Raw genomic sequence first — 21,824 nt, 5'->3', positions numbered from 1 at the left:
GATGGCGGATCAGGCGAGGCCGCGCTTTTTCATCATCGCCTCGGGCGAGGGCATCTGGCCGCGGAAGGCGCGGTAAAGCGCCTCCGGGTCGGCCGAGCCGCCGGCGGCGTAGATGTGGCGGCGCAGCTTTTCAGCCAGTGCCGGCTCGAACGGGTCGCCGCTCTCCTCGAAGGCGCCGAATGCGTCGGCGTCGAGCACTTCCGACCACATGTAGGAATAATAACCGGCCGAATAGCCGTCCCCGGAAAACACATGCAGGAAATGCGGTGTGCGGTGGCGCATGGCGATAGCGCCCGGCATGCCGAGTGCGGAAAGCGTTTCGGCTTCAAAACGAAGAGGGTCTTCGGGCGCTTCCGGACGGGCGTGAAAGGCCATGTCGACAAGCGCGGAGGCGGCGAACTCGACGGTGGCGAATCCGGCGTCGAAATTGCGCGCCGCCTTCATGCTTTCGGCCAGTTCGGTCGGCATCGGCGCGCCGGTCTCGTAGTGGCGGGCGTGTTTTTCCAGGATTTCCGGTACGGTCAGCCAGTGTTCGTAAAGCTGTGAGGGCAGTTCGACGAAATCGCGCGCGACCGAAGTGCCGGAGACGGAGGGCCAAGTGACTTCGGTCAGCATGCCGTGCAGCGCATGGCCGAATTCGTGAAACAGCGTGCGTGCCTCGTCGAGCGACAAAAGCGCCGGCTTGCCAGCCGGCGGCTTGGCGAAATTCATCACATTAAAGACGATCGGCGTCGCGCCCTCGCCAAGCGACCAGCCCGCCTGCAGCCTGCTCATCCAGGCGCCAGACCGCTTCGACGGGCGGTTGAAATAGTCGGCTAAGAACATTGCGCGGTGCGAGCCGTCGGCGTTCTTGACCTCGAACACGCGCACGTCTTCGTGCCAGGTGACAACGCCCTTTTCTTCTTCGAAAGTCAGACCGAACAGGCGGCCAGCGACATCGAAACAGGCGGCGATGACGTTCTCCAGCCGGAAATAGGGTTTGAGCGCGCCGTCGTCGAAGGCGAATTTTTCCTGGCGCAGCTTTTCCTGGAAATAGCGCCAGTCCCAGGCCGCGATTGGTGCGTTCAGCCCCTCGGCGGCGGCAAGGCGCTGCAGTTCGGCCTGGTCTCCGGCCGCCTTGCGCTTGGCCTCCTGCCAGACCGGATCGAGCAGGCCGAACACCGCCTCGGGGGTTTTCGCCATCGTGTCGTCGAGCTTGAGCGCGGCGTAGGAGGCATAGCCGAGAAGCCTGGCTTTTTCGGCGCGCAAGGCGAGCATGCGCGCCACGATCGGGCCGTTGTCGGTCTTGCCGCCATTGTCGCCACGGCCGACAAAGGCCCGAAACGCGGCTTCGCGCAGGTCGCGGCGTTCGGCATGGGCGAGAAACGGTTCGATGATCGAGCGCGACAGGGTCACGGCAAAACGGCCCTTTCGGCCACGCCCGTCGGCTGCTTCGGCCATCGCGGCGCGCAGCGACCCGGGCAAGCCGTCGAGATCGATCTCGTCGAGAAACAGCGCCCAGTCGCTTTCGTCGGCGAGCACGTTCTGGCCGAATTGCGCCCCGAGCCCGGCCAGTTGCTCATTGATTTCGGCCAGGCGCTGCTTGTCGGCCTCGCCGAGGCGCGCGCCGGAGCGGACAAACCCCTTCCAGGTCTTTTCCAGCACGTGGGCCGTTTCGGGATCGAGGCCGAGCGCATCGCGGCGCCGATACAGATCGTCGACGCGGGCAAACAGCGCCGCGTTCATCAAGATCGCCGAGAAATGACGCGCCATGGCGGGCGCGATTTCGCGTTCGAACGTCTGGAGCACATCGTTGGTATGGGCGCCCGCCTTGCACCAGAAAATCGCGGCGATGCGCGACAAGGGCTGGCCGGCGCATTCTAGCGCGGCCAGCGTGTTGGTGATCGTGGCGGGTTCGGGATCGCCGGCGATGGCGTCGATCTCGCGGCGATGCGCGGCAAGCGCAGCCTCAAAGGCGGCGGCGAAGTCCTGGTCGCGGATGTGCGAGAAATCCGGCAGGCCGCAGGGGCCGGTCCAGTCGACCAGCGGATGAGACTCGAGCGCGAAGGCGGCGTTTGTGTCGGGCATGGCTTTTCCGATTGTGTGGTCGGCTGGATTTAGGCGCGCCGGGGCCGGCTTGCAACGGCTTGACTCGCAACAGGCGCAATCATAAGTGTACCTTACTATAAGGGATGCTTAGTAAATTGTCGCACTATCCGGATCCCGACACGTTCGGTTTCGTCATCGGCGACCTCTCGCGGCTGATCCGCGCGGAGATGGAGCGCCGGATCGCGCAGGCCGGTGTGTCCGTCACGCCGGCGGAAGGTCGCACGCTCGCCAACATCGCGCGGATCGGCTGCGTACGCCAGAACGTGCTTGCCGAACGGATGGGGCTCGAAGCCATGACCTTGTCGACTAATCTCGACCGGCTGGAGGCGCGCGGCCTCGTCAGCCGAAGACCTGACCCGGCCGATCGCCGCGCCAAGCTGGTCGATCTGACGCCGGCTGCCGACGCGGTTCTGGACCATGTCCGGCGCATCAGCGAACAATTGCGCGCCGACCTGTCGCGCGGCATGCCGCAGGCCCGGTGGACCCAGTTGCTCGAACAGCTGAAGCAGATCCGTGCCGATCTGGCCACCATGCGCAGCCAGGCCGGCGACAGGCCGGCATGAACGTCGTCGCGCCCGGTCCGGACGCATCCGCACCCATGTCGGAACGGCGCGTGGGCGTGATCGGCGCGCTGCTGGCGGCGGTGGGGCCGATCTCGCTGGCTCTGTTTACTCCCGCGATGCCGGAACTGGTGCGGGCCTACGACACCACCGAAGCGGCGGTCAAACTCACGCTTTCGCTGTATTTCGCCGGTTTTGCCCTGGCGCAGCTCGTCTGCGGGCCGCTGTCGGACGGGTTTGGCCGCAAGCCGGTGACGATCGGCTTCATGGGCATTTTTTTCGCCGCCAGCGTCCTGGCCATGTTCGCGCCCACGATCGAGGTGCTGATCGCGGCGCGGCTGCTGCAGGGAATCGGGGCCGCCGTCGGGATCGCGATTGCGCGCGCGGTGGTGCGGGACCTGTTCAACGGCGAACGTGCCGTACGGATCACCAATCTGATCGGCATTATCCTCGCGCTCGGACCGGCGATCTCTCCGACGCTCGGCGGGATCGCGATCGAGCTCGCCGGCTGGCACTCGGTCTTCGTGCTGATGGCGTTGATGAGCGTCGTCGTTGTTCTCGTGACGATTTTCTGCCTGCACGAGACGGTGTCGCGGGACCTGTCGCGCATCCGGCCGGGCGCGCTGATTTTCGCCTACGCGACCTTGCTCGGCAATGGCTATTTCATGCTGTCCAGTCTGGTGATCGCCGGCACGATGGGCGCCATCTACGCCCAGGCCACCGTGCTTCCCTTCATCCTGATGGACCGGGTCGGGCTGACGCCGGCGCAATTCGGCGTCGGCATGCTGATGCAGTCGGGTTTGTTCTTTGCCGGATCGCTTGCCGCGCGCTGGACGATGCGCAAATTGCCGCCGGCGCGGCTGGTGCCGATCGGTCTCGCCTTCGTTGCGGCCGGAAGCCTGGCAATGGCGGTCTTCCTGCGCGTGTGGGAACCGACCTTTCTGATCGTGATGGCGCCGGTGAGCCTCCACGCGCTCGGGATCGGCTTCGTCATGCCGGCCATGTCGGTCGCCGCCATGGCGCCCTTTCCACGCATCGCCGGCTCCGCCTCGTCGATGACCGGTTTCCTACAGATGGGAACCGGGCTGGTCGGCGGCCTGGTGGCGGCTTTGATCGGCGAACCGGTGGCGGCGCTGGCGATCGTGGTGCCGGCGCTCGGACTGATCGCGATTACGAGTTGGGCGATCTGGCGCTTGTTGCCGGAGCCGGCGCCGATGACGGCAACGACGCCCCGCCATGGCGGGCCGGTGAGTTAGACGTGTTTGCTTCCGAGCCGGCGAGCGCGGTGCTGGGGCCTCTCAGTCGATGTCGGGCCTGAAAAAATCGCCGGTCTTACGGTTCATTACCCACAGCTCTCCCGAGCCGATGTCGAACCAGGCACCGTGCAGGGAAAGGCGGCCCTTGTCCTCGAGAATCTTGACGCATGGAAACGAGCGCAGATTGTCGATCGAATAGCGGATCGAGATGCGCTCAAGCGCGGTCTGGCGTTCGCCCACGGTCATCAGGCTGTTGCCGCTCACGGCCTGGGCGGCCGGTGCGACCAGCCCCATCCAGCGTCCAATGAAATCGCCTGGCGACAACGGTTCGGCGGACGGGTCGAGCGCGGCGCGGATACCGCCGCAGCGGCCGTGGCCGAGTACGACGATGTGCTTGACCTTGAGACTCTGCACCGCGAATTCGAGCGCCGCCGAGGTCGAGTGGTGTCGATCGTCGGGTTCGTAGGGCGGCACCAGATTGGCGACGTTGCGCACGACGAAAAGCTCGCCCGGACCGGAATCGAAAATGGTTTCGGGCGCTGCGCGCGAATCGCAGCAGGCGATCACCATCGTCTCCGGCGACTGGCCCTTGGCGGCAAGGTCGCGATAGCGTGCGGTTTCGGCGGCGTAGCGGCCGCCCATGAAATGCCGGTATCCGGCGAGAAGGCGCTCGGGAAGATCGGTCATGAATGATCGATAGCCACAGTCTTTCGCCCGGGTCAATTCCAAAGCGAGTTTCAGGTCCAGATCGCGATCGGCAGACCATACCGGTCGCGCGCCGGCGGATCGGGAAACGGTACGGCTTCGCCGCTGACAAAACGGGCTGCTACGACCAGGACCGCGGCGGCGTCCAGCAGATCGTCTTCGCCCGCGCCCGCCGGCGGCTCGGCGTTCAGCATATCGACCGGCAGGCCGTGGCGGGCGAGAAGGACCCGGCGCTCGGCCATGCCGGCCGGGTTGACGCGGCCCTTGATCTTTTTGGGCAGACGCATCGGCGAGCCTCCGGCGAGCCGCCAGAACGCTGCTTCGGGATGGGATTCGATCACCCGTCCGGCAAGGCCGGGATCGCCGCGCAGGACCGTACCCAGCTCGCGGATTTTGGCGAACAGGGCGAAAGCCTGGATGGAGACGGCGCGTGGCGGATTTGAGGTCGTCCGCGCCACCGCACTGGCGCGCCGATGGGCGACATACCAGGCTTCAAGCGTGGTGAAAGGCGCAGTCTGGGCATAGACGGCGGCGCGGGCGGGAATCGAAAACACCGCCGACTGGCGCTCGCCGAGTACAGCGCGTACCAGCCGTTCCGGACCGCGCCCGCCCTGACCTGAGCGGTCCGGCAGGCCGATCGGCATGTCCACGGCGATCACCGCATCGGCGGGCAGGCTGTCGGCCAGGGCCGTGAAGCGGGAAAAAACCGCGACGTCGGTACGGCCACTTCCGCTCCGTGTGACCGCGATCCAGCCTGCTTTGCAGCCGTCCACCCCGGCGACCGTCCGCCCGACCGGCTGGGCCAGGCTCATCGCACGCCATCTCTCTTGCCCGGGCTCAGGTTGCGCATGCGCACAGGCAATACCGGGTCGACAAGGTGGTGCGCGTCGGTTTCGATCTCGAGCTCATCGCCGCCGCGCGCGGCTGTGCCCGCCAGGATCGCGTAGACCGACGCAGTCGTGCTTTCGAGTGCGTCCGCATCGCTCGCGCCGCCAAGCACGCGAGCCAGAAACACCGCGGCCGTCAGATCGCCGAGCCCGTTGGGCGGGTTGTCGATCAGACCGTGTTCGGCAAGCAGTGCCGTGCCGTCGCGCACCAGAAGATTGGCTGTCGCATCGGGCTCGCGCGCCGGCGCCGAGGTCACCAGCATCGTCGCGGGACCGAGCGCGCGGGCCGCGTCCGCCACCGCCGCGATATCGTCGAGGCGTCTCTGCACCATCCACTCGAGTTCGTAGCGGTTGGGCGTGGCGATGTCGGCAAGCGGGATCAGTTGGTCGCGAATGGCGCAAGCGACGCCATCGGCGACATAGAGGCCGCCGAGATCGCCCATCACCGGATCGCAGACATAAAGCAGGCCCCGATTGCGCGCCCTGGCGGCCTCGACCAGCGCGGCCACGGCTTGTGCCTGGGCCGGGCTTCCGAGATAGCCAGACAGTATCGCGCCCACCTCGCCGAGCCGCGGCGAACCGGCAAGGTCGCGCAACAGGGCGGCGAAGGCGTCGTCGTCCGGAACGATGCGCGTGGCCGGTCCGTGGCCCGGATGCCAGGGCAAGATCACCGTCGGTACGGCCCAGACGGGATAGCCCAGGCTTTCCAACGCGAACACCGCGGCGCGGTTGCCGACCGATCCGCGTGCGACATGGCTGGAAATGACGATGACGGCCGGCTTGGCGGAGGGATCGGCAGATGTCACGGTCATGCGCCGATAAAAAGCCGCGCCAGCGACACAAGCAGGACAACCAGCAGAACCAGCCCCAGAACGCGACCGATTCGCGTACCCCACAGCTCGATCCAGTCGCTATGGTCGGCATCCCCGGCAGCGACGTGCTCGCGCATTTTCTTGGTCGCGCGCGCAGCAAGCGAGCCCGACGGGTCCGATTCCTGCTGGACCCGGTTCAGAATCCGCTGCGCTTCGCGGTCGCCATGATTCTTGGGCTCGGCCATGATCTTTCGTCTCCGGAGCCGGAATGCTAGCGGATTCGCCTGGCGCATCACAGGGGGCGCGTGCTTCTTCGATGTGCTTGCAAGCCGGCGACGGGTGGCTACTGTAGGCGCGATCGGCAGTGGAGAGGGTTCATGGCGGTTTCTGGTCTTGTGCCGGCCAAGGGGATGCGCGGCGCACGCGTTCTCGCGGTCATTTTCTTATTGGCGCCGTTGCTGTCGGCTTGTGGGTTCAACACCATACCGACGGCCGAGGAGCGGGCCAAAGCGGCCTGGAGCGAGGTTCTGAACCAATATCAGCGCCGCGCCGACCTGATCCCCAATCTGGTCGAGACGGTGAAAGCCTATGCCGCACACGAGCGCGAGGTGCTGGAAGCGGTGGTGGAAGCGCGCGCCAAGGCGACCCAGGTCACCGTATCGGCGGACGCGCTTACCGACCCCGAGGCCTTCAAGGCCTTCCAGGAAGGCCAGTCCGCGCTGACCGGCGCGCTGTCGCGCCTGCTGGCGGTGGTGGAAAACTATCCCGACCTGAAGGCGAGCCAGAATTTTCTCGCCCTGCAGGCGCAGCTCGAAGGCACGGAAAACCGGATCGCGGTGGCGCGGCGCGACTATATCGAAGCCGTCCGCGTCTACAACACCTCGCTCAAGACCCTGCCCTCGATGATCTGGGCCTGGCTGTGGTTCACCGACAACGAACCCTACGAGAATTTCTCCGTTGCCGAAGACAAGATCGACGTGCCGAAGGTCGATTTCGGGGCCGGACAAAACGACTGACGGCGGCTGGGAGGTGGAGGTGAGGCCATCGCGGCATGCATCAGGCCCGATCGCTGCGATGGCGTGCGTTGTTGCCGCTCTCGCCGTCTGGAGCCTAGCCGCGCTTTGCCTATCGCCGGCGGCCTGGGCGGCCGAGCTACCCGCGCTCACCGGCCGCGTCGTCGACAATGCCGACCTGCTCGATGTTGAAACGGAAGCCGAACTGGTTGCCAGGCTCGCTGGTTTTGAACAGAAATCGTCGGACCAGATCGTGGTCGCGACCGTCGACAGTCTCGATGGCGAGGCGATCGAACCGTTCGCCAACCGGCTTTTTCGCGCCTGGGGACTGGGACAGGCGGGCGAGGACAACGGCATTCTGCTGCTTGTGGCCAAGGCCGACCGGCGCATGCGCATCGAGGTCGGCTACGGGCTGGAAGGCACGCTGACAGACCTGCACGCCAAGCTGATCATTGAAAACACCATGGTTCCCGCGTTTCGGGCCGGGGACTTTTCCGGCGGCATCAGCCGGGCCGTCGACGACATCATCCTGGTTCTGGAGGGCAATGGGGCGGAGCTGGAGGCGCGGGCGGAGCGCAACCAGCCTTCGGGCTCGGGGCTGGGTTTCGAGCATCTTTTCATCCTGGTGTGGTTCGTGTTGTTTTTCGGCGCCTTCGGCTTCGCGCTGTTTGCACGGCTGTTCGGCAAGAAGATCGGCCCGGGGCGCTATCGCTGGCTGGGCATGGACATCACCTATGGCTCTTCAGGACGCTCGGGCGGCGGCTCGTCCGGTTCAGGCTGGTCCTCGGGAAGCAGCGGCGGATTTTCCGGCGGCGGTGGTTCGTCCGGCGGTGGCGGCGCCTCGGGGAGCTGGTAGGAGACGATGATGGAAAACCCCGTGCTCTCGTCCGCCGATCGCCAGCGCGTTCACCAGGCAATCGCCGCGGCTGAGGCGCGCACGTCGGGCGAAATCTTCTGCGTGCTCGCGCGCCGCAGCGACGACTATTTTTTCCCGGCCGCCTTCATGCTGGCGACGGGCGTCCTGGTTATGGGCGTGATCGCGGCCTTGGCGCTGGAACGGCTTTGGGCTGATATCGGCCTGCCGGCTTTCGCGCTGTCGCAGGCGACGGCGTTTGCGGCCGCGCTGGCGGTGATCTGGCTTTTTCCGGCGCTGCGCCTGCATCTGGTGCCGCGCGGGCTGCGCTACCGGCGCGCGCACGACAATGCCGTCAAGCAGTTCCTGGCCCACAACGTCCATCGCACCGATGGACGAACGGGCGTGCTGGTGTTTCTGTCGCTTGCCGAACGCTACGGCGAGATCGTCGCCGATGCCGGCATCGCCACCAAGGTGGCCCAGAAGAACTGGGATGACGCCGTCGCGCGGCTGACTGCATGCGCGGCCGAGGCGCGTATCGCAGACGGCTTCGTGGACGCCGTCGAGCAGGCCGCCGATCTCCTGGCGCGCCATTTCCCGAAGGGTGCCGACAACCCCAACGAGCTCGACGACCATCTTGTCGAACTCTGATCTTTCAGCCCGATCGTCCTGCGGACAAGTTCGGTAGCGTCTTGCCGGCGACCCGGCCGTGGCGTTAAGGTTAACAAATCATGAAGACCGCGCTTACGATCGACATCCGCCGTGCCCAGGAAAACGATGCCCTGGCGATTGCCGCCGTGCATATGGAGGCCTGGCAGGGCGCCTATGCCGGCATCATCCCCCATCGCGCGCTCGCCAGGATGATTAGCCGGCGCGATTGTCGCTGGTGGGGAAGCGCGATTCGCCGCTCGGCCTGCGTGCTGGTGGTTGAATGCGGCGGCGAGATCGCCGGTTATGCCACGATGGGGCGCAATCGGGCGCAGGAATTGCCGCAGCAGGGTGAAATTTACGAACTGTATTTGAGGCCTGAATATCAGGGCATCGGTCTCGGCTCGCGGCTGTTTGCGGCCGCGCGCGAAAAACTGGCTGATCACGGTCTCGATGGGCTGGTGGTGTGGGCCCTGGAAGAAAACCACAACGCCATGTCCTTTTATCATGGCGCCGGCGGGCGCGACGTCGCTGAAGGCGTCGAGGTGTTCGACCAGAAGGCGATTCGCAAGATCGCCTTCGTGTGGGCGTAAGGTCCGGCGCTGCGTTTCGTCGCGGGCGCCGCCTGCCAGCCGCTTAGTCGGCCGGGATGGCTTGTGCTGCGGTGCACAAGCGTTTAAGCGCATCGGCGACTTGAAGGAGCCGCCCATGCGTATCGATGCCATCTCGATTGGAAACAACCCACCCGACGACGTGAATGTCGTGATCGAGGTCCCCGTCGGCGGCCAGCCGATCAAATACGAGCTCGACAAGGAGGCCGGCACGCTCGTCGTCGACCGGTTCCTTTATACGCCGATGACCTATCCGGGCAATTACGGCTTCGTGCCGCATACGCTTTCGGGCGACGGCGATCCGATCGATGTTTTGGTGTGCAATACGCGCCAGCTTATTCCCGGCTGTCTGATCAATGTGCGCCCGATCGGCGTTCTGATCATGGAAGACAATGCCGGCCTCGACGAAAAGGTGATCGCGGTGCCTTCGCCGCACCTCACGCGCCGTTATGAAAACGTGACCGACTATACCGACCTGCCGGACATCACGCTGAAGCAGGTCGAGCATTTCTTCGAGCACTATAAGGATCTGGAACCCGGCAAATGGGTCAAGATCGGCGGCTGGCACGATGCGGCATTCGCCAAGAAGATGATCATGGAAGCGATCGAGCGGGCGCGCGGCTGACCGTTTCGTAGACGCGGCATCCGCGTTCGCGATCACCTGTTGCGGCCGCTCAGTTCTCCGCCCGGCGGAAGGGCGGCACCGGGACGCTGCCCTGGTCAATGACCGGCTGATCGGCGCCGCAGGCGAACTCCCTTGCCTGCATGTCGGCGATGGTGCGCGCCTTTTCGTTGGCATTTGGATTGCCACTCGCCACGACATAACCCACGGCGCAGCCGTCGCGCTCATGCGGCTGGCCGACCTTCTCGACCACCAGCACCTCGATATTCTGGGTCTCGTCGTAGGGATCGCTGACAAACCAGCGATGAATGGTGGCAAAGGGCACGGTGCGTTCGCCCTTGCGCTCCAGCCGCCATTCGATCTTCGGACCGGTGGAATTGAACGGGCCAAAACTCTCCCAGACCGGCGCCAGGTCGCCGGCCGGCGGAAAACCGTAAAACAGCGATTCGCGCGCGTCGCCGTAAAACAGGAAAACCGGGTAACCGCGATAGCCGTCGCAGACCAGATTGGCCCAGTCGCCGCCTTCGTTCGGGTCAGCGGCGGCGTAGGTCGTGCAGGTCTTGTCGGCGGCAAGGTCGGTGTAGGCGCTGGTGATGTCCTGCGCGCCGGCCTGCGAGGCGATCGTCAAGGCCGCGCTAGCGACCGCCGGCAATAATAGGGGTCTTGCGGGTAGGCGCATTCTTGGTTCCTCCGCCTGTGGTGAAGCAATCTAAACATATTGCCGCGGAAGCAAAACCGGCTTTCGCCAAGCCGTGCCCCGACGCTCAGCCGAGCGCGCGCAGCGCGTCAAGCAGGTCGGCGCCAGCTCCGGCGATACGCACGGTCTTCAGCCGCGCGGTTGCGCCTGCGACGATGTCGATGCGGCTGGGCGCGACACCGAGCCGTTTGGCGAGCAGCTTTTCCAGCGCCGCGTTGGCCGCGCCCTTTTCCGGCACGGCGCGCACGCGCGCCTTCAGGAAAGCTCGGCCGGCAGCGTCGCGACCGATACCGTCGAGCACGTCCATGCCGCCGCGCGGCGTCAGTCGCACGACAAGCTCGATCGTTTCGCCGTTTTCGCGGAAGAAATCCGGCGCCACCGGATCAGATCAGCGCCGGCGCGATGGTGGTGAGGATGAACTGGCGCAGGAAAAACAGCGCCAGAAGCAGGATGATCGGCGAAATGTCGATGCCGCCTAGGTCAGGCATGACGCGTCGGATCGGCCGCAGCGCGGGTTCGGTGACCCGATAGAGGAAATCGCCGATGGTCGCGACGAACTGGTTGCGCCCGTTGATCACATTGAAGGCGAACAGCCAGGAAAAGATCGCCGACGCGATGATCAGCCACCAGTAAATGTCGATGGCGAGCACGATGGTCTGGATAAGCGCGAGCATGCCGGTCTCCAATCGGTTTCGCGAGATGTAGCCATTGACCCGCCCGGCGGCAAGTCCGCTGATGGTATGGCGCGCACGCACGCCCTCCTGCACGACCGGCGCGGTTAGGCAATGTCGCGGTTCGAGCTGCTTGACAGCGCCGGTCCATGGCCAGTAAATGCCGCCATCCGCTGGACGGGGCTGTAGCTCAGATGGGAGAGCGCGTCGTTCGCAATGACGAGGTCAGGGGTTCGATTCCCCTCAGCTCCACCAGCGGCTGATTTTCCCGAATCCGAAATGATCGAACAGGTTTCCGCCGGCGCGCGGGGTGCCGTAGGCAACCGGGGGCCAACTCCATCGGGCTGGTGCCGTGCTTCAGTCGGGCCGGTCCCCGGGATGGGGTCGTGGACTGTGGAAGATCAGGTCGAGGAACTCGATCAGCCAGCGCTTGAGATGCATGTCCCAGATCAGCCGGCCGCCGAGATGGTCGCGACCCTGCTGGGCGCCGGGCAGGGAAAACCGGTGCGCGCCGCGCACCACCCAGCGCTGCATCATGATGCGGGTCAGTTCGGCGTGAAACTGGACGCCCCAGGCGTTTTCGCCATAGCGGAAGGCCTGGTTGGGATAGGTCTCGGCCGTCGCCAGCAGGGTCGCGTCGCGCGGCAGCGTAAAACCTTCGCGGTGGAACTGATAGACCATCTCCGGCCAGGCTATCAGCGCGCGGCCGGCCTCGGTGGGCCGCAGCGGATACCAGCCGATCTCGACCAGACCTGCCTGGTGGCCCTCGATCTTGCCGCCGAGATGGTTGACCAACATCTGCGCACCGAGACAGATGCCGAGAAAAGGCTTGTTTTCCGATAGTGGCACTTTCAGCCATTCGGTTTCGCGCAATACGAATTCGTCGGGGTCGTTGGCGCTCATCGGCCCGCCGAACACGACCACGCCGGCATGATCGGCGAGTGTTTCAGGCAGCGGATCGCCCAGTGGGGGACGTCGCTCGTCGAGCTCGAAGCCGGCTTCCAGAAGCAGGTGGCCGACACGACCCGGGCTCGACATCTCCTGATGCATCACGATCAGGATCCTGGGCTTTTGTCCGTCTACGCGCCGGCGGCGCGTCGCACCGTCATTCATCGTCGGCGGCACCCGTCGTCTTTTGCGGGTCGGCGCGCTGACGCATCGCGATCCGGTCACGACGCTCGACGCCGATCAGCTCGGCGACGCGCCAGACGATATTGTCCTCCAGCTCGCTGAGTTCGCCATCGGCGAACACCATCTCCCACATGATGCCGATGAATTCGATGCGGGCCTGTTCGTCAAGATTGCGTTTCAAGACGCTGGTGAAAGCGTAGAGGTCGACCGATTCGCGCTCGACCTTTTCCGCGCGCGCGATGAAGGCGTCGCGGTCGCGACCGGTCAGGCCATAGGCCCGGTTCAGCGCTTCGGAGAGCTTGGCGCGTTCGGCGTCGAGGCGCACGCCATCGGCATCCATCAGGTGAATGAGAAGCGCAGCCGCGGCGATACGCGGGTCGTCGCGATCGGCCTCGGCCTTATCGGCGGTGTCGCCGGGCAATTGCTGCAGGAACGAAATCAGCCGATCGAACATCCAAATCTCCGGTTCGCGAACAGATCAAGCCGAGGGCGATCCGCGCCGACCCGATCGTTCGCGCCGTCCGCCTGCCGAAGGCGTGCGCGATACGCGGGGGCGAGGTACGATCGCATCGACGCCAGGACGTTTCGAGCGGAAGCGGTCAAAACAGCTTGAACCGCTTCGAGCGCGCATCGTCGTCTCTGTCTTCGGGGTCGACGCCGGGGTCGTCGGGCTGCGGCATGGCGGTCCCGTCGGGTTCTTTGGGCCAGGCGTCGTCATTGGCGGCGGCGTGCGGCGGGGGCGGCTGCAGCGCCTCCTCGGACGGATCGGCATCCGCGCTGCCGGCGGCCTCCTCGTCTGCCTTTTTCGTCGTCGTCGGTGGTTCGCTTGCCGGTGTCGCGGCCACCAGCTCGGCTTCTTCGATCGCCTCGCCATCCCCGGCAGCGGCCTTTTCGGGTTCCGCGACCGGGGCCGGCGCGACCGGGGCGGCCAGCAAGGGTTTGCGCAGTTCGTCCTCTTCCTGCCTTTCCTGCTCCAGCAGGCCGGAGGTCTTTTCCACCGGCGGCCGCCATTCGAACATGTCGAGCTTGCCGGTAACCGGCGAAACCGGCGCCCAGTGTTCCGAGACCACCCCATCGGCGACCCAGGCGGGATCGCGCGGCGCACGCACAGCGCGCGCCAGCCATTGCCGGATGCGGCCCTCGTCGCCGGTCAGGGCTTCCTCGATATCGGCTAGAAGCAGGAACACGGCCTCGCGCGGCTCGATGCGCATGGCCTCCTCGGCCGTCTCGCGGGCGAGGTCGAGTTCGCCTGCCTCAAGGGCGGCACGGGCAACGGCCAGCGACGATTCGGCATTGTTCTGGCGCTGCGAACGCAGTTTCTTGGCGCGCACGAGCCGGTCCATGACCGAATCGCCGTGCCGGGCGTAGACATAGGTCGCGGCGATGTCGGGATGGGCGGTCTTGTGCCACGCGGTTTCCAGCACCTTGGATCCCTTGCGCAGATCGTCCTGCCTAAACAGAGCCTTGGCGGCGATGACGGCCGCCGGCACCAGGTCGGGTGCGAGCCGGTTGGCCTCGAGTGCGGCGTTCTTGGCGGCAAGCGGATCGCGGTCGAGCACGTCCATCGCCTTGGCGGTCAAAAGCACGGCGCGTTTGCGTTTGGCCTCGGTGGCCTCGATCTGCTTCGTCGACCGGCGCGCCTCGAGGATTTCCAGTGCGCCGTCCCAGTCGCCGGCCGCCGTGCGCGCCTCAAGCGCGGCATTGGAGGCCCAGCCGAGTTGCGGGGCGATCTCGGCCGCCCGGCCGGCATAATGCTGTGCGGCCTCCCGGTCGCCGAGCCTCTGCGCCTCCAGATAAAGCCCGCGCAAACCGAGTATGCGCATCTCGGGATCGTCCAGCATGGCCTCGAACTTGCGTCGCGCGTCCTCGTGATTGCCTTCCAGCAGCGAGGCCTGGGCGTCGAGCAGGTGAATCAGCGGTTCCTGGTCGGCGCTGATCAGTTTCATCGCCTCGCGCTTTTTGGTGCGCGCCAGACCGGCATCGCCCGCGCCGGCGGCGATCATGCCGGTCGACAGGGCCTGATAGCCGCGATCGCGGCGCCGGACGCGAAAATAGCGCGCTACTGTCTGCGGGCTGGTCCAGATCGCCTTCAGGAGCCACCACAGGATCATCACCGCCGCCACCAGCGCGGTGACGATGATCGCGGCGACCATCAGCGAGACTTCATATTGATAACCGGCGAATGTCACCACAAGCTCGCCGGGACGCTCGGCCAGCCACGAGAAGCCGAGGCCGAGCGCGAAGACGACAAGCAGGAAGAGGAGTATTCGGATCATCGACTATGCCTCCGCTCAGGCCCTGAGCGCGCCCGACAGCGCCTTTTCGACCAAGGTGTCGGCGGTCTGCCGCGCTTCCACTTTGGCGATGAAGTCCGCGCCCGCGGCCTTGACCGGATCGGGCAGGGTGGCGAATTCGGCGATCGCCTTTTCGTAGTCGCCGGCGCGGATCGCGCTTTCCATGCGCGCGACCGTCGGGCCCGCGCCCTCGCCTTCGACCTCGCCGATCGGCCGTACCTTGACCAGCGATTGCAGGCTGGCAAGAAGCCGCTCGAAAAACCCGGCATCGGCATCGGCCGGCGCGGCGGCCGCGACCATGCGATTGGCGGCGTCGCCCAGTTCCCGCTCGATCTGGGCGCGCGTCGGCACGCCGGTGGCGGCCAGCGCGCGCAGCGCGGCGATTTCGGGCGTGTCGGGCGCGACGGCGGCGTAGGTCTCCAGTTCGGTCATAAACGGCACGCCACGGTCGATCGCCGATTTGAGCCCGGCCGCGGCGATCGCCAGCGCGATCTTCGGATTGGCCGCCTGGGCGTCGACCCGTTCCGATAGCGCCGCGATCTCGGTTTCGATGGCGGCGAGCTTTTCGGCGGTCGCGGCTCCGCTCGCCGCCGCATTGGCCACGGCCTGGTTCGCTTGCGCCAGCGCGGCGTCGAGGGCCGCGACCTTGTCGTTCAGCGCATCAAGCTGCGGTGATTGGTCCGATCCGGATCCCTGCGCCAGGTCGGCCACGGTCTCCTCCACCGCCTTCAGTCGCGTATCGAGCGTCTGCAGGGCGGCCGCCTCGCCGGCGCCGCCCGCGGCGATCGAGGACTGGATGGTGGCGACCTGCTCGCCAAGTGTCTGCAACCGTCCGGAAAGCGCGTCGATCCGCGCCTCGGCCGCCGCGACCGCTTCGGCCGACGCGCCCTGGCCCTGCCCGGCGCCGGCCTCGACCTCTTGCCGCAAGGCGGCGAGCTCGGCCCGGATCGTGTCGAGAGCGCCGTCTTCGGGCTGGCCGGTACCCGGTGCCGGCAGAAGGCCTGCATATTGCAGACCGCCGGCGCCGGCGAGCACGACAATGCCGCCGATCAGCCCGGCGGCGATCAAAGAGAGGCTGCCGCGCCCTTTCGGTTTTTCGTCGGGCTTTTCCGCCGGCGGCGTGGCCGCGCCACCCGATACCGGTTTTGAGGTTGGGGTGCCGTCGCGGCCAAATGCGCGCGCTGCGCCGGTCTTGCCGGCGGACGCGGCCCCGGCAGCGCCGTTTTCGGGCGTCGCGGGTTTTGGGCCGGCCTTGTCGCTCTCGTTGCTGCCGGCGGCCGCCTTGTCCTGTGCGCTGGTCTTGCCGGCTTCGCCGGACCTGATACTGGCGGTCTTGTCGTCGGCGGGTTTGGCGCTGGCAGCGCTGCCGACTGGCGTCGCGGCGCCCTTCGATACGTCGTCCTTGCTGGTGTTGTCGGCAGCGGCCTTTTCGGCCGGCGCCGATGCACCGGCCTTGGTGCTTTTGGCCGCGCCCTGACCGTCGCGTTTCACGTCGTCCGGCTCAAGGTCGATGGTCACGGGATCGCGGCGCCCTTTCGAATGCCGGATTTTGGGCGGTTTCACCATTCCTTGCTCCGCAAGCTTTGCGTTTCCGGTCGGGAGCGACCGTCGTTGCCTGCTACATTCGCACGTGCAGCATGACCTTGTGTAGTCCTTTTGCGTCGACCGGAGCTAGGGCAGGCTGTCCAGCAGGTCCAGCAGGCCCGCTTCCTCGGGCGCGGGGCTGACGAGGATCGGCCAGTCGCCTTTGCCGGCCAGCCGCTCGGCCACCGCCGGCGACAAGCATGCGACCCGCATAGCCGCGAATAAAGGCGCGATTTCGTCCCGCTCCGCCAGGGCGGCGAGCGCGTCGGCGCCGCGCGCGGAATAGGCGAGCGCGACGTCGGGCGGGCCGCCGGCGCATAGTTCTTGCACGGTGGTCGTGTCGGGCGCCGGAAAAACAGTCTCGTAGGTTTCCACGGGCGTGCAGTCCAGGCCGGCGGCGGCGAGCCCCTCTTCGAAAGCGCCGTGGCGGACCCGCCCGCATAGATAAAGCACCCGCGTTCCAGTCGAATATCGCGCGACCATGCGCCGGGCCATGTCTTGCCCGTAGCCGTTGGCGATATCGATGCTTGTGAACCCGGTCTGGCGCGCGGCAGCGGCCGTGCGTTCGCCGACGCAATGGCAGGGCAGGCCGAGCAGGGCCTCAAGTCGGACCGCAGGGGCGTGGCGCAACGCGTTGGCGCTGGTCACGGCGACCACGTCGACAGTGTCGGCCTCCGGCCAGTCGGCCTCGATCCCGCCGACCGCGCTCAGCGGCAGGACGAGCGGCACATGGCCGCGCTGACGAAGGCTGGCGGCGGTCATGCTCGCGTCCGGCTCGGGCCGCGTCACCAGCACGCGGGCCACCGGGTCAGCTCCAGCTTTCGAAAAAGCGTGTGCCGGCGCGGGCGCGCACGCGCTCGCCGGCGTCGCGACCGATGGCGGCGGCATGCGTGGCAGGGCCAGCGCCGGAAACCTCGTGGGCCTCGGTGCCGTCCGGCGTGAGGATGAGCCCGTGAAACCGCACCGCGTCCGCCTCGATCACGGCATGGCCGGCGATCGGCGTGCGGCAGGATCCGTCCAGCGCGGCCAGGAAAGCGCGCTCGCAGGCGAGCGCCTGGCCCGTTTCCTGATGGTGGATCGGCTGCAGCAGGGCCTCAATGCGCCGGTCTTCCCGACGGTGTTCAATACAGATCGCGCCCTGACCCGGCGCAGGCGGGAAGCTGTCGACCGGCAACAGCTCGGTGACAATGCCGGCCATACCGAGCCGGCGCAGTCCGGCATGAGCGAGCAAGGTGGCGTCGACCTGGCCGTCGGCGAGTTTCCTCAGCCGGGTCTGGACGTTGCCGCGAAACATCACGACGGAAATGTCGGGCCGCAACCTGCGGATCAGCGCCTGGCGCCGCAGCGAGGACGAGCCGACCGTCGCACCATCGACGAGCGCCTCCAGCGTCGGCGCGGTGCCGCCGATCAGCGCGTCGCGCACATCCTCGCGTTCCAGGAACGCGCCGAGAACCAGGCCGTCGGGCAACTGGGTCGGCATGTCCTTGGACGAATGCACCGCCATATCGATGGCGCCGTCAAGCAGCGCCTGCTCGATTTCCTTGGTGAACAGCCCCTTGCCGCCGGCTTCCGACAGCGGCCGGTCCTGGATGCGGTCGCCGCTGGTGGTGATCACCTCGATGGCGAAGGCGTCCTCGGGAAGGCCGTGCGCGGCCATCAGCCTGGCGCGCGTTTCGTGCGCTTGCGCCAGAGCGAGCGCGCTTCCCCGGGTTCCGATCCTGATCTGGCCAGTTTGCATGTCTCAAAGTCCGTGCTAACCCCCGCCCGTGACGGAGGGTTGTGATTGGCGGCCTTCCTACCCGAGGAAAGGACCATCCGGCAATCATGCGGCCCGATCACGCCGACATTTGCGTTCTTGGCATCGAGACAAGCTGCGACGAAACGGCGGCGGCGGTGGTAGTGGCGCAGCCGGGGCGGCCGCCCCGGATCTGCTCCAACGTCGTGCTCAGCCAGATCGCGGAACATGCCGCATTTGGCGGCGTGGTGCCCGAGATCGCGGCGCGCGCTCATGTCGAGGGACTCGACGGTGTCGTTGCGGCGGCGCTTGCCGAAGCCGATACGCGCCTGTCGGATGTCGACGCGATCGCGGTGACCGCCGGGCCGGGCCTGATAGGCGGGCTTCTGGTCGGTCTGATGACGGCCAAGGCGTTGGCGGCAGCGACAAACAAGCCGTTGATCGCCATCAACCATCTGGAGGGGCACGCGCTGTCGGCCAGGCTGATGGCGCCGGTCGCCTTTCCCTATCTGATGCTGCTGGTTTCGGGTGGGCACACCCAGATCGTGCTGGTGAAGGGGCCGGGATCCTACGAGCGCTGGGCGTCGACCATCGACGACGCGCTCGGCGAGGCTTTCGACAAGACCGCTAAGCTGTTGGGCCTGCCCTATCCGGGCGGACCGAGCGTGGAACGTGTCGCTGCAGGCGGCGATCCGAGCCGCTTCGATCTGCCGCGCCCGCTCAAGGGCGAGGCGCGGCCCGATTTTTCCTTTTCCGGGCTGAAGACGGCGGTGCGACAGGCGGCGGGCGCGATCGCCCCGCTGAGCCAGCAGGACGTCGCCGACATCGCCGCCTCCTTCCAAAGCGCGATCGTGGAGACGCTGGAGGACCGCGTTGCGCGCAGCCTTTTGCGGTTTCGCGCCGATTTCGCCGACGTGGCGGCGCCGGTGCTGGTGGTGGCCGGCGGGGTGGCCGCCAACCGGGCGATCCGCACAGCGCTGGAAAGATTGTGCGGAGACCACGGGTTCGGCTTTTTGGCGCCGCCGGCCGAACTGTGCACCGACAATGCGGCGATGATCGCCTGGGCGGGTATCGAGCGCCTGCGGGCAGGGCTGCTGGCGCAGGAAGACCCGATGATCCAGGCGCCGCGTTCGCGCTGGCCGCTCGACATGTCGGCCGCCCCGCTGATCGGGGCCGGCAAGCGCGGGGCCAAGGCATGAGCGCGCCCGAGGCGAAGGCGGCCGCGATCGCCGTGCTCGGCGGCGGCGCATGGGGCACGGCGCTGGCCCAGGCCGAGGCGCTCGCCGGACACGAGGTCCGGCTTTGGGCGCGTGATCCGGCAACGGTGGAAACCATCAACCGCGGGCGCCGCAACCCGCGTTTTTTGTCCGATATCACGCTCGACCGGCATATCCGCGCCACCGGCGATCTGGCCGATGCGGTCGCCGGCGCGGCCTCGGTGCTTCTGGTAACCCCGGCGCAAACGGTGGGGGCCGTCAGCGGCATGCTTGCTTCGGTGCTTGCGCCAGGCGTCCCGGTCGTGTTGTGCGCCAAGGGCATCGACGCGGCATCCGGCGCGCTCCTGTCGGTCGTCGCGACACGCAACCTGCCGCAAAACCCGGTCGCGGCGCTGTCGGGTCCGAGCTTCGCCGTCGATGTCGCGGCCGGCCTGCCGACGGCGGTGACGATCGCGGCCGATGACGCGGAACTTGCCGGCGCCCTGTCGACGCTTTTGTCGACACCGGCGCTGCGGTGCTATTCCAGCGACGATCTTGCAGGGGTCGAAGCGGGCGGAGCGCTCAAAAACGTGATGGCGATCGCGGCTGGCGCGGTGGCCGGCGCCGGGCTGGGCGCGAGCGCGCAGGCGGCCACGGTCACGCGTGGGTTCGTGGAATTACGGCGCATCGCCGGGTTTTTCGGCGCCCGCAGCGAAACGCTGATGGGGCTTTCGGGGTTCGGCGACCTGTTCCTGACCTGCGGATCCGGCAAGTCGCGCAATTTTACCTATGGCGTAGCGCTGGGGCGCGGCGAGCCGCTCGACGGCCTGCCGCTGGCGGAAGGCGTGGCCACGGCCGCGATCGCCGACCGTCTCGCGCGCGAAGGCGGTATCGACGCGCCGATCACCAGAAATGTCGCGCTTTTGCTTGACCGCGCGATCACCGTGCGCGAAGCCATGACGGCGCTGCTGTCGCGGCCGCTGAAAAGCGAAGTCTGACCCGGCAGGCACGTGGAGGACCGATGCTGTTTGCCCTGATTTGCACCGACAAGCCCGACCATCTCCAGGTGCGGCTGGATACCAGACCCGATCATGTCGCCTATCTGGAGGGGCTGAACGCCAGCGGCACGCTGAAATTTGCCGGCCCGTTTCTCGACGACGCGGGCAAGCCGACCGGTAGCCTGGTGGTCGTGGAGGCGGCTGACCGGGCGGCCGCCGCGCTGATCGCCGAGGCTGACCCATACGCGCGCGCCGGGTTGTTTGCCGCCGTCGAGGTCAAGGCCTGGAACTGGGTCTTCAACACGCCGCAGGAGGCCTAGATGGCATATTGGCTGTTCAAATCGGAACCCTCGACCTGGTCGTGGGACAAGCAGAAGGCCAAGGGCGAGGCCGGCGAGCAATGGGACGGCGTGCGCAACTACCAGGCGCGCAACAACATGCGGGCGATGACGGTCGGCGAGAAGGGGTTTTTCTACCACTCCCAGGAGGGGCTGGAGATCGTCGGGATCGTGGAGGTGAGCGCGCCCGCCCATCCCGACAGCACCACCGACGATCCGCGCTGGGAATGCGTCGATATCCGTGCGGTGCGCGACATGCCGAAGCCGGTCAGCCTCAACGACATCAAGGCCAATCCGGCGCTGGCGGAGATGGTGCTGGTGAAGAATTCGCGGCTGTCCGTGCAACCGGTCCGCGCCGAGGAATGGGCCGAAATCTGCCGCATGGGCGGGCTCGACCCCGATACGATCTGACGTCCGGCCGGTGGTCGGCACGTCCGCAAAGACGCTTTCGCCGACCGAGGCGAGCGCATTCGTGGCGGCCAATACCGGTCTGATGGCGCCGCCGCACGTGCCCGAGATCGTGCTCCACCTTGCCGACGAAGCGCATGCGTTGTGGCTCAAGACCGAGGCGGAACTGGAGGCGATCGGACTTCCGCCGCCCTTCTGGGCGTTTGCCTGGGCGGGCGGACAGGGGCTGGCGCGCCATCTCCTCGACCATCCCCGGATCGTCGCCGGCAAGACGGTCTTGGATTTCGCGACCGGATCCGGGCTGGTCGCGATCGCCGCGCGCAAGGCCGGCGCGGCCGCGGTGGTCGCGGCCGACATCGACCCGTTCTGCCGTGCGGCCGTCGCGCTCAACGCAACCGCGAACGATGTCGAGATCGCCTTTGACGACCGCGACCTGATCGGCCTCGACGAAGGCTGGCAGGTGGTGCTTGCCGGCGACGTCTTTTACGATCGCGCGCTCGCCGAGCGGCTGTCGTGCTGGCTCGGCCGGCTTTCGGCGCGCGGTGCGCTCGTGCTCGTCGGCGATCCCGGCCGATCCTATCTGCCGCGCGCGCTGCTTACGGAAATCGCTACCTACCAGGTGCCGGTGACGCGGGCGCTCGAGGACGCGGAGGTCAAGCGCACCACGGTGTGGCGGTTCGATTGACGAAACCGGATCGGCGGCGTTCTATGCGGCAA

At 66.9% G+C, this 21,824-nt stretch carries 26 protein-coding genes and 1 tRNA gene; 13 read left to right on the top strand and 14 right to left on the bottom strand.

Features of this window, described 5'->3' with window-relative positions; genetic code table 11:
• Positions 1-9: 9 nt before the first annotated feature.
• Positions 10-2,067, bottom strand: a complete 2,058-nt coding sequence (locus tag ACT2B0_RS18700; RefSeq protein WP_473459833.1) for a M3 family metallopeptidase — start codon at positions 2,065-2,067, stop codon at positions 10-12.
• A 116-nt stretch (positions 2,068-2,183) separates the two neighbouring features.
• Between ACT2B0_RS18700 and ACT2B0_RS18695 the strand changes: the two genes are divergently transcribed.
• Positions 2,184-2,651 (top strand): MarR family winged helix-turn-helix transcriptional regulator, encoded by a 468-nt coding sequence (locus tag ACT2B0_RS18695; RefSeq protein WP_473459832.1) that lies wholly within the window; start codon positions 2,184-2,186, stop codon positions 2,649-2,651.
• Positions 2,648-3,904: a multidrug effflux MFS transporter gene (locus ACT2B0_RS18690; protein ID WP_473459831.1), complete on the top strand. Its 1,257-nt coding sequence runs from the start codon at positions 2,648-2,650 to the stop codon at positions 3,902-3,904. Before ACT2B0_RS18695 ends, ACT2B0_RS18690 begins: the two co-directional genes overlap by 4 nt.
• A gap of 42 nt (positions 3,905-3,946) precedes the next feature.
• On the opposite strand, the gene ACT2B0_RS18685 is transcribed toward ACT2B0_RS18690, so the two are convergent.
• From ACT2B0_RS18685 to ACT2B0_RS18670, 4 genes are read right to left on the bottom strand one after another with little or no spacing between them, the layout of a single operon-like run.
• Positions 3,947-4,591: a carbonic anhydrase gene (locus ACT2B0_RS18685; RefSeq protein WP_473459830.1), complete on the bottom strand. Its 645-nt coding sequence runs from the start codon at positions 4,589-4,591 to the stop codon at positions 3,947-3,949.
• A 50-nt stretch (positions 4,592-4,641) separates the two neighbouring features.
• Positions 4,642-5,421 (bottom strand): DUF429 domain-containing protein, encoded by a 780-nt coding sequence (locus tag ACT2B0_RS18680; protein ID WP_473459829.1) that lies wholly within the window; start codon positions 5,419-5,421, stop codon positions 4,642-4,644.
• The gene (gene pdxY, locus ACT2B0_RS18675) at positions 5,418-6,302 is read right to left on the bottom strand and encodes a pyridoxal kinase PdxY (RefSeq protein ID WP_473466092.1); all 885 of its coding nucleotides are present in this window, start codon (positions 6,300-6,302) and stop codon (positions 5,418-5,420) included. The genes ACT2B0_RS18680 and pdxY overlap by 4 nt, the downstream gene beginning before the upstream one ends.
• Positions 6,303-6,304: 2 nt before the next feature.
• On the bottom strand, positions 6,305-6,553 hold the full coding sequence (locus ACT2B0_RS18670; RefSeq protein WP_473459828.1) for a hypothetical protein: 249 nt from the start codon (positions 6,551-6,553) through the stop codon (positions 6,305-6,307).
• Between the two features lie 165 nt (positions 6,554-6,718).
• On the opposite strand from ACT2B0_RS18670, the gene ACT2B0_RS18665 reads away from it, so the two are divergent.
• From ACT2B0_RS18665 to ppa, 5 genes are all read left to right on the top strand, one after another.
• Positions 6,719-7,324: a LemA family protein gene (locus ACT2B0_RS18665; RefSeq protein WP_473466090.1), complete on the top strand. Its 606-nt coding sequence runs from the start codon at positions 6,719-6,721 to the stop codon at positions 7,322-7,324.
• 58 nt (positions 7,325-7,382) lie between these two features.
• The gene (locus ACT2B0_RS18660; protein ID WP_473459827.1) at positions 7,383-8,177 is read left to right on the top strand and encodes a TPM domain-containing protein; all 795 of its coding nucleotides are present in this window, start codon (positions 7,383-7,385) and stop codon (positions 8,175-8,177) included.
• Positions 8,178-8,186: 9 nt separating this feature from the next.
• The gene (locus ACT2B0_RS18655) at positions 8,187-8,825 is read left to right on the top strand and encodes a TPM domain-containing protein (protein WP_473459826.1); all 639 of its coding nucleotides are present in this window, start codon (positions 8,187-8,189) and stop codon (positions 8,823-8,825) included.
• Between the two features lie 80 nt (positions 8,826-8,905).
• Positions 8,906-9,415: a GNAT family N-acetyltransferase gene (locus ACT2B0_RS18650; protein WP_473459825.1), complete on the top strand. Its 510-nt coding sequence runs from the start codon at positions 8,906-8,908 to the stop codon at positions 9,413-9,415.
• Between the two features lie 115 nt (positions 9,416-9,530).
• Entirely contained in the window at positions 9,531-10,058 is a 528-nt protein-coding gene (gene ppa / locus ACT2B0_RS18645; protein ID WP_473459824.1) for an inorganic diphosphatase, read from the top strand.
• Between the two features lie 49 nt (positions 10,059-10,107).
• Here the strand turns inward: ppa and ACT2B0_RS18640 are convergent, their stop codons facing one another.
• The 3 genes from ACT2B0_RS18640 to ACT2B0_RS18630 form a co-directional block, all read right to left on the bottom strand.
• Positions 10,108-10,734 (bottom strand): hypothetical protein, encoded by a 627-nt coding sequence (locus ACT2B0_RS18640; RefSeq protein WP_473459823.1) that lies wholly within the window; start codon positions 10,732-10,734, stop codon positions 10,108-10,110.
• Between the two features lie 85 nt (positions 10,735-10,819).
• Entirely contained in the window at positions 10,820-11,131 is a 312-nt protein-coding gene (locus ACT2B0_RS18635; protein WP_473459822.1) for a DUF167 family protein, read from the bottom strand.
• Positions 11,132-11,135: 4 nt separating this feature from the next.
• Complete coding sequence (locus ACT2B0_RS18630; RefSeq protein ID WP_106570508.1) at positions 11,136-11,426, bottom strand: YggT family protein; 291 nt, start codon at positions 11,424-11,426, stop codon at positions 11,136-11,138.
• Positions 11,427-11,602: 176 nt separating this feature from the next.
• Here ACT2B0_RS18630 and ACT2B0_RS18625 point away from each other — a divergent pair.
• Positions 11,603-11,678 (top strand) — tRNA-Ala (locus ACT2B0_RS18625).
• Between the two features lie 102 nt (positions 11,679-11,780).
• Here ACT2B0_RS18625 and ACT2B0_RS18620 read toward each other — a convergent pair.
• The 6 genes from ACT2B0_RS18620 to hemC form a co-directional block, all read right to left on the bottom strand.
• Entirely contained in the window at positions 11,781-12,536 is a 756-nt protein-coding gene (locus tag ACT2B0_RS18620) for a glutamine amidotransferase (protein ID WP_473459821.1), read from the bottom strand.
• Complete coding sequence (locus ACT2B0_RS18615) at positions 12,529-13,008, bottom strand: tellurite resistance TerB family protein (RefSeq protein ID WP_473459820.1); 480 nt, start codon at positions 13,006-13,008, stop codon at positions 12,529-12,531. Before ACT2B0_RS18615 ends, ACT2B0_RS18620 begins: the two co-directional genes overlap by 8 nt.
• 145 nt (positions 13,009-13,153) lie before the next feature.
• Positions 13,154-14,830, bottom strand: coding sequence for a heme biosynthesis protein HemY (locus tag ACT2B0_RS18610; protein ID WP_473459819.1), 1,677 nt, complete (start codon positions 14,828-14,830; stop codon positions 13,154-13,156).
• A 15-nt stretch (positions 14,831-14,845) separates the two neighbouring features.
• Entirely contained in the window at positions 14,846-16,414 is a 1,569-nt protein-coding gene (locus tag ACT2B0_RS18605) for a COG4223 family protein (RefSeq protein ID WP_473459818.1), read from the bottom strand.
• Between the two features lie 105 nt (positions 16,415-16,519).
• Positions 16,520-17,236, bottom strand: coding sequence for a uroporphyrinogen-III synthase (locus ACT2B0_RS18600; protein ID WP_473459817.1), 717 nt, complete (start codon positions 17,234-17,236; stop codon positions 16,520-16,522).
• Between the two features lie 4 nt (positions 17,237-17,240).
• Complete coding sequence (hemC, locus tag ACT2B0_RS18595; protein WP_473459816.1) at positions 17,241-18,170, bottom strand: hydroxymethylbilane synthase; 930 nt, start codon at positions 18,168-18,170, stop codon at positions 17,241-17,243.
• 107 nt (positions 18,171-18,277) lie between these two features.
• Here hemC and tsaD point away from each other — a divergent pair, with 107 nt between their 5' ends.
• The 5 genes from tsaD (at position 18,278) to ACT2B0_RS18570 (ending at position 21,792) form a co-directional block, all read left to right on the top strand.
• The gene (gene tsaD / locus ACT2B0_RS18590) at positions 18,278-19,366 is read left to right on the top strand and encodes a tRNA (adenosine(37)-N6)-threonylcarbamoyltransferase complex transferase subunit TsaD (protein WP_473466087.1); all 1,089 of its coding nucleotides are present in this window, start codon (positions 18,278-18,280) and stop codon (positions 19,364-19,366) included.
• Positions 19,363-20,361, top strand: a complete 999-nt coding sequence (locus tag ACT2B0_RS18585; RefSeq protein ID WP_473459815.1) for an NAD(P)H-dependent glycerol-3-phosphate dehydrogenase — start codon at positions 19,363-19,365, stop codon at positions 20,359-20,361. The genes tsaD and ACT2B0_RS18585 overlap by 4 nt, the downstream gene beginning before the upstream one ends.
• A gap of 23 nt (positions 20,362-20,384) precedes the next feature.
• Positions 20,385-20,681, top strand: a complete 297-nt coding sequence (locus ACT2B0_RS18580; RefSeq protein ID WP_473459814.1) for a YciI-like protein — start codon at positions 20,385-20,387, stop codon at positions 20,679-20,681.
• Positions 20,682-21,110, top strand: a complete 429-nt coding sequence (locus tag ACT2B0_RS18575; protein ID WP_473459813.1) for an EVE domain-containing protein — start codon at positions 20,682-20,684, stop codon at positions 21,108-21,110.
• Between the two features lie 82 nt (positions 21,111-21,192).
• Positions 21,193-21,792 carry a class I SAM-dependent methyltransferase gene (locus ACT2B0_RS18570; protein ID WP_473466085.1) on the top strand — a complete coding sequence of 200 codons (600 nt, stop codon included), beginning with the start codon at positions 21,193-21,195 and terminating at the stop codon, positions 21,790-21,792.
• Positions 21,793-21,824: the final 32 nt, after the last annotated feature.

The sequence above is a fragment of the Nitratireductor sp. J20-h4 genome, from assembly GCF_056780505.1.
Note: the sequence above shows the minus strand (reverse complement) of the source record. Positions and strands in the feature narration are given on the sequence as shown.